This window comes from Flavonifractor plautii ATCC 29863 (genome assembly GCF_000239295.1).
Taxonomy (GTDB): domain Bacteria; phylum Bacillota; class Clostridia; order Oscillospirales; family Oscillospiraceae; genus Flavonifractor; species Flavonifractor plautii.
In genome coordinates, this window is record NZ_JH417669.1 from 1 (window position 1) to 6,418 (window position 6,418).

Below are 6,418 nucleotides of genomic sequence, written 5' to 3' on the forward strand. Positions count from 1 at the left end.
CTTTAGGGCCGCGCCTCTTCTGTTTTCCGCGCAATCGTCTCCTCTATCTTCTCCGCCGCCCGGGCCGCGCCTCCGGCGGCCCGGAATCCGGCGGCCAAGGGCGCGATGGCCCGCCGGTACGCCTCCCTCTGCGCCAGCACCTCTTCCACCGCGGCCCGGATCGCCGCCGGGCCGCGGCGCTCCAAGCGCAGCCCCGCCCCCAGCTCCGCAGCCCGCCGGGCCACCGCCGCCTCCTCCGACTGCTGAGGGGCCAACACCATGGGCACGCCGCACCAGATGCTCTCGCTGACGCTGTTCATCCCGCAGTGGGTGAGAAACACCGACGCCTCCCCCAGCACCCGGAGCTGCTCCACCCTGGCCTCTGCCCGGACATTGGGGGGCAGAGCGCCCAGCGCTGCCGCCCCCTCCGGGCTGCCCACCGACAGCAGCACATCCCACGGCCCGTCCCCTAGGCCCTCCGCGCAGGCCCGGTAAAAGCCGGTGTTCCCGTGCATAACCGTGCCCAGGGAGACGTACACCAGCGGCCGCTCCCGCCGCTGCGTCCGGGGCGGCAGCTCCGGCAGGGACGGCCCCACAAAGGCCACCCGCTCCCCGAAGTGCTCGCCGCCGGGCTGGAAGGCCCGGGAGGTGTATACGATGGTATCGGTCTCGCTGTCATTCTGAATCAGCTCGGTGAGCTTTTCCACCTCGTACCCGTGCTCCCGCAGCAGAGCCAGCCTCTTCCCGATTTGGGGCAGGCCCGTCAGGGTGTAGAATACCTCCAGCGGGCCGGGGCGCATCGCCCTGGCGGTCTCCTGGTCAAAGGCGAAGGTGGTGGTGGAGCACACCAGCGGCAGCCCCAGCCGCCGGGCGTACAGCTTGCCCCAGACGCAGATGGAATCGGCTACCACGCAGTCGGGCCGGAATTCGCCCAGCTCCCGGAGCACCTTCTCCTCCATGGCCACCGTCACATCGATCACCATCGCCATGAGGCTGGAGAAGTCGTGCCCCATCCGCCGCCCCAGATCCCTGGGGGCGGGGGGCAGAAAGGTGTCGCAGGGGACGAACTCGGCCCCCGCCCCCTCCAGCTTTGCCCGAAATTCCTCAAAGGAGTAGTAGCGCACCCGGTGCCCCCGGCGCACCAACTGCCGCACCACCTCCACCGTGGGATTGGTGTGCCCGTAGGCGGGAATGGAGAAAAAGACGATCCGGCTCATATTACGCCCCCATTTCTTATTAGTAATACTTTTCTTACTTATAGCACCGCAAAGGCAGAATGTCAAGATGAAATAAAAGTGCCGCGCCCTCAGGCGCGGCACTTTTATTGCTCCCGGTCCGAAAAGACATCACGGAAGACCGGATCCGCCTTCTCAAAGGTCTGGAGTGCAATCCCCCGGTTCACGTCCGCCAGCAGCAGCAGCGTGTCCCCGGGCCGGACGCCGAACATCTCCCGCACCTCCTTGGGCACCACGATCTGCCCCTTCGGCCCCAGCTTCACCGAGGCCAGATACTTTCCCTCCGGCATAGCCACCTTGTCCATCGTTCTTCCCTCCTCCGCCTATCTGTTGGAATTGTAACCGATTTCCTACGCTTCGTCAACCAGGATTGTCCCAGTTGTCAACCAGATGCTTCTCTGCTACAATACAGGCAGAACGGAAGGAGGCGGCCGCCGTGCAGCTTGATCCCATCACCCGCGCAGTCCTGGACGCCATGCAGGAGGGCGTGCTGATCATTGACGCGCAGGAGCGCATTGTCTATGGAAACCGGGCCTATGTGGCCTTTCTGGAGAAGGAGGCCGGCGGGCCCATCGGGCCGATCGAGGGATACCCCCTGCGGCTGCTGCGCCCCGGCGCCCGGCTGCCGGAGGTGCTGGCTCAGAAGCGCCCCATCCTGCACACCCCGCGCCAGGAGAGCGAGGACATCTACTTCGTCAACATGTACCCCATCTTCGACGGAGCGGAGGTGGTGGGCGGCCTGTCGGTGGTCACCTTCTGGAAGGACGCCTTCGACTTCCGGGCGGAGCTGGAGCGCTATGAAAAGCGCAGCCGTCAGGTGCTCCGCCGGGTCAACAAGGCCAACGCCGCCCACTACACCTTTGACTCCATTGTGGCGGTCTCCCCCCGGTCGGCGGCCTGCCGGGAGCTGGCCAGCCGCCTGGCCCAGACCGACGTCACCGTCCTGCTCCAGTCGGAGAGCGGCACGGGAAAGGAGCTGTACGCCCAGGCCATCCACAACGCCAGCCCCCGCTCCGCCGGGGTGTTCGTGGCCATCAACTGCGCCAACTTCAACGCCAATATGCTGGAGTCCGAGCTCTTCGGCTATACCGAGGGGGCCTTTACTGGCGCCAAGCGGGGCGGGAAGATCGGCCTCTTTGAGGCCGCCGCCGGCGGGACGCTCTTTCTGGACGAGATCTCCGAGATGGACGTCGGCCTCCAGTCCAAGCTCCTGCGCGCCCTCCAGGAACGCCGCATCCGGCCGGTGGGCGGCGTGGAGGAGGTGGAGACCGACGTGCGCATCATCGCCGCCTGCAACGCCGATCTGCCCCGCTATGTGGAGGAGGGGAAATTCCGCACCGACCTGTTCTACCGCCTCAACACCTTCCCCATCCACATCCCGCCGCTGCGGGAGCGGAGAGAGGACATCCCTCCTCTCTGCCGCAGCCTGCTGGACGAGCTGTCCCGCAAGCTCAAGCGACGTCTGGAGCTAACGCCCGAGGCCCTGGACCGCCTGCTGGCCCACAACTGGCCGGGCAATGTGCGGGAGCTGCGCAACGTGCTGGAGTTCTGCGCCTATCTGACCCCTTCCGGTCTCATTACCGAGCTGTCCCTCCCCGAAAACCTCCGGACAGCCCCCGCCGCCCAGCCTCTCACGCTGGCCCAGCGCACCCGCGCCTTTGAAAAACAGGAGATTCTCCGCCTGCTGGCGTGCAACGGCTCCCACCTGGAGGGCAAGAAAAAGACCGCTGCCCAGCTTGGCATCTCTCTGGCAAGCCTCTACAACAAGTTGAATGGGTCGTTCTAACTTTTTAGAATTTATTTCTAGTTTTTTAGAAATCAGCTGTATCAGTATGCGCGAGTAGTTACCATTTGGTTTCTATCCATTAAAATTCCAATATTTTAGAAATCATGCTTTTCTCCTCTCTTCCGGCCGTTCCCCCAAGATACTGCAAGGACTGCTTTTTTATCCCCCGTCCCCGCTCTTTCACTTTGGCATCCGGATTGCTTATTCTCTTGCTGCAAGCAGCGTGTGGAGAGGTTGCTTGAATAAAAGAGGAGGTAATGCGAATGTCACCTTTAGCGATTCTCGGATTCCTGACGGTCATTATCATGCTGGTGCTGATCATGACCAAAAAAGCATCCCCGCTGGTGGCCCTCATTGTGGTACCCGTGGTCACCGGCATCATCTCCTGTTTCTTCATCGCGGTTGTGCCGGAGGGCGCCGCGGAGGGGACGCAGGGTGTGGTCGACTTTGTCGCCAACTTCAAGTCCCTGGGCGACATGATCACCGGCTCCAAGGGCATCGGCTCTGTGGCCGCCACCGGCGTCATGTTCATTTTTTCCATTCTGTTCTTTGGTATCCTGACCGACGCCGGTACCTTCCGCCCCATCATTAAGGGGATTCTGAACCTGGTGGGAACGGATCCCGTCAAAATCGGCATCGGCACCGCCATTCTGGCCGCCGTCGTCCACCTGGACGGCTCCGGCGCCGTCACTTTCCTGATCTGCGTCCCCGCCCTACTTCCGCTGTACGACGCGTTGGGCATGCGCCGCACCACGCTGGCCACCATTGTGGCGCTCTCCGCCGGCACCATGAACATTCTGCCCTGGGGCGGCCCCACCATCCGTGCCGCCACCGCGCTGGGCATGGGCGATAACCCCGTCGCCTTCTTCCTTCCCGTCCTTCCCGCCGTGCTGGTGGGCCTGGTATGTGTGCTGGTTATCTCCGCATTCCTGGGAGCCGGCGAGAAAAAGCGCATCGGCGCCGTGGCTCTCCAGGCCGCCGGAAATACCGAGCAGGAGCTCACCGAGGAGCAGAAGGCCCTGCTGCGTCCCCACCTGTTCTGGGTGAACATCATCCTCATTGTGGCCGCTATCGTGTCCCTGCTGTTCTCCGGCTTCGCCCCCGCGGTGGTATTCATGGCCTTCTACGTGCTGGCCACCGTCATCAACTACCCCAGCGTGAAGGATTCCAAGGCCCGGGTGGACGCCCACGCCAAGGAGGCCCTCATGATGTGCTCCGTGCTCTTCGCCGCCGGCTGCTTCACCGGCATCATGCAGGGCACCGGCATGATCACCGAGATGGCCAGCACGCTAGTCTCCATCATCCCCCATACGATGGGCAAGTTCTTCCCCCTCATCATCGGCATCATCGGTATGCCCGCCTCCCTGCTCTTTGATCCCGACTCCTTCTACTACGGCGTACTCCCCGTGCTGGCTCAGACCGCCGAGGGCTTCGGCGTCGCCGGTGTAGATGTCGGCCGCGCCGCTATCCTGGGTCAGATGACCATCGGCTTCCCCGTCTCCCCTCTGACCGCCTCTACCTTCCTGCTGGTGGGCCTGTCCGGCGTGGACTTCGGCGAGCACCAGAAGAAGACCATCCCGCTGGCCTGGCTGGTGTCCCTGGTGATGGTGGTTGTCGCCATTCTCACCCGCGGCATCGCCATCTGAGCCGCTCTCTCGTCTTTGAAATGTCAATTATCAGAAAGGAAGTCATTGCATGACGAAAACCATCCGCATCGGCAGCGGGGCCGGCTATGCCGGCGACCGGCTGGAGCCCTCACTGGAGCTGATCGAAAAGGGCAACCTGGACTATATCAGCTATGAGTGCCTGGCCGAGCGCACCATCGCCATCGGGCAGCAGGCCAAGCTGAAGGACCCGTCCAAGGGATACAACGGTCTTCTGGAGCACCGCATGGAGAAGGCCCTTCCCCTGTGCTGGAAGCACAAGGTGAAGCTCATCACCAACATGGGCTCTGCCAATCCCCAGGCCGCTGCCCAGAAGTGCGTGGAGATTGCCCGCAGGCACGGCCTGACCGGCATGAAGATCGCCTGCGTCACCGGCGACGATCTGCTGCCCGTCATCAACAAGTACATGGACGCCGAGGTGTGGGAGACCCACGAGCCCCTGTCCAAGCTCCCCGGTGAGATCGTCTCCGCCAACGCCTACATGGGCGTGGAGGGTATTCTGAAAGCCCTGGAGCAGGGCGCCGACGTGGTCATCACCGGACGCGTAGCCGACCCCGCCATCTTCATGGCCCCCGCCATCCACGCCTTCGGCTGGTCGCTGGAGGACTGGGACAAGCTGGGCAAGGGCACCATGATGGGCCACCTCCTGGAGTGCGGCGGCCAGGTCACTGGCGGCTACTTCGCCGAACCCGGCAAGAAGGATGTCCCCGGCCTGGGCCACCTGGGCTTCCCCATTGTGGAGATCTCCGAGGACGGGTCCTTCTTCGTCACCAAGATTCCGGAGTCCGGCGGCATGGTCACGGTGGAGACCTGCTCCGAGCAGATCGTCTACGAGATTCACGATCCCGAGAACTACCTGACCCCCGATGTGGTGGCCGACTTCAAGCAGGTCAAGTTTACCGAGGTGGAGAAGGATAAAGTGAAGGTGGAGGGCGCCTCCGGCAAGCCCAGGACCGAGACCTTCAAGTGTTCCATCGGCTACAAGGACTGCTTCATCGGCGACGGCGAGATCAGCTACGGAGGCCCCGGCTGCGTGGCCCGCGGTAGGCTGGCCCTGGACATCATCAAGGAACGCCTGGAGCTGGTGGCCCCCGGCGTGTTTGACGAGCTGAAGTTCGACCTCATCGGCTGCAACAGCCTGTACTGGAACCCCGACTTCAAGTACAACGAAGAGCCCAGCGAGGTGCGGGTCCGCGTGTCCGGCCGAGCCAAGGCCAGGGCCGACGCCGAGCTCATCGGCAACGAGGTGGAGGCCCTCTACACCAACGGCCCAGCCGGCGGCTGCGGCGCCGTCAAGCGCACCCGCGACATCGTGTCCGTGGCCTCCATTCTGGTGAGCCGCTGCGATGTTAAGCCCGAAGTCGAGATCTTTGAAGTCTGATTTCAAGACAGAAAGGAGGCATTTTCTATGAAACTCTGGGATATCGCACACTCCCGCACCGGCGACAAGGGCAACATCTCCAACATCTCCCTCATCGCCTACGACCCCAAGGACTATGCGCTGCTCAAGGAGAGAGTCACCGCTGAGCGGGTGAAGGAGCACTTCAAGGGCATGGTCAAGGGTGAGGTGGTCCGCTATGAGCTGCCCAATATCCATGCGCTGAACTTTGTCATGTACGCCGCCCTGGGCGGCGGCGTAACCCGCTCCCTCTCCGTGGACATGCACGGCAAGGGCCTGTCCTCCTATCTGCTGGATATGGAGCTTTGAGCCTTTTCAGAAAAAGCGCCGCCCCGGAGCCTGTCGCTCCGGGGCG

General features: G+C 63.3%; 6 protein-coding genes. 4 read left to right on the forward strand and 2 right to left on the reverse strand.

Translation table 11 applies throughout. From position 1 onward, the window contains the following. Positions 1-2: 2 nt before the first annotated feature. Together HMPREF0372_RS03650 and HMPREF0372_RS03655 are read right to left on the reverse strand one after the other, a co-directional pair. Entirely contained in the window at positions 3-1,196 is a 1,194-nt protein-coding gene (locus tag HMPREF0372_RS03650) for a macrolide family glycosyltransferase (protein ID WP_007489075.1), read from the reverse strand. A gap of 104 nt (positions 1,197-1,300) precedes the next feature. Further along, positions 1,301-1,519 (reverse strand): AbrB/MazE/SpoVT family DNA-binding domain-containing protein, encoded by a 219-nt coding sequence (locus HMPREF0372_RS03655; RefSeq protein WP_007489076.1) that lies wholly within the window; start codon positions 1,517-1,519, stop codon positions 1,301-1,303. Positions 1,520-1,650: 131 nt separating this feature from the next. On the opposite strand from HMPREF0372_RS03655, the gene HMPREF0372_RS03660 reads away from it, so the two are divergent. The 4 genes from HMPREF0372_RS03660 to HMPREF0372_RS03675 all read left to right on the forward strand — a co-directional run bounded on the left by HMPREF0372_RS03660 (position 1,651) and on the right by HMPREF0372_RS03675 (position 6,372). Further along, on the forward strand, positions 1,651-3,000 hold the full coding sequence (locus HMPREF0372_RS03660) for a sigma-54 interaction domain-containing protein (RefSeq protein ID WP_009259862.1): 1,350 nt from the start codon (positions 1,651-1,653) through the stop codon (positions 2,998-3,000). Positions 3,001-3,263: 263 nt separating this feature from the next. Beyond that, positions 3,264-4,646 carry a CitMHS family transporter gene (locus HMPREF0372_RS03665; protein WP_007489079.1) on the forward strand — a complete coding sequence of 461 codons (1,383 nt, stop codon included), beginning with the start codon at positions 3,264-3,266 and terminating at the stop codon, positions 4,644-4,646. A gap of 49 nt (positions 4,647-4,695) precedes the next feature. Then, positions 4,696-6,045, forward strand: a complete 1,350-nt coding sequence (locus HMPREF0372_RS03670) for an acyclic terpene utilization AtuA family protein (protein ID WP_007489080.1) — start codon at positions 4,696-4,698, stop codon at positions 6,043-6,045. A gap of 27 nt (positions 6,046-6,072) precedes the next feature. Next, positions 6,073-6,372 (forward strand): AtuA-related protein, encoded by a 300-nt coding sequence (locus HMPREF0372_RS03675; RefSeq protein WP_007489081.1) that lies wholly within the window; start codon positions 6,073-6,075, stop codon positions 6,370-6,372. Positions 6,373-6,418 lie beyond the last annotated feature (46 nt).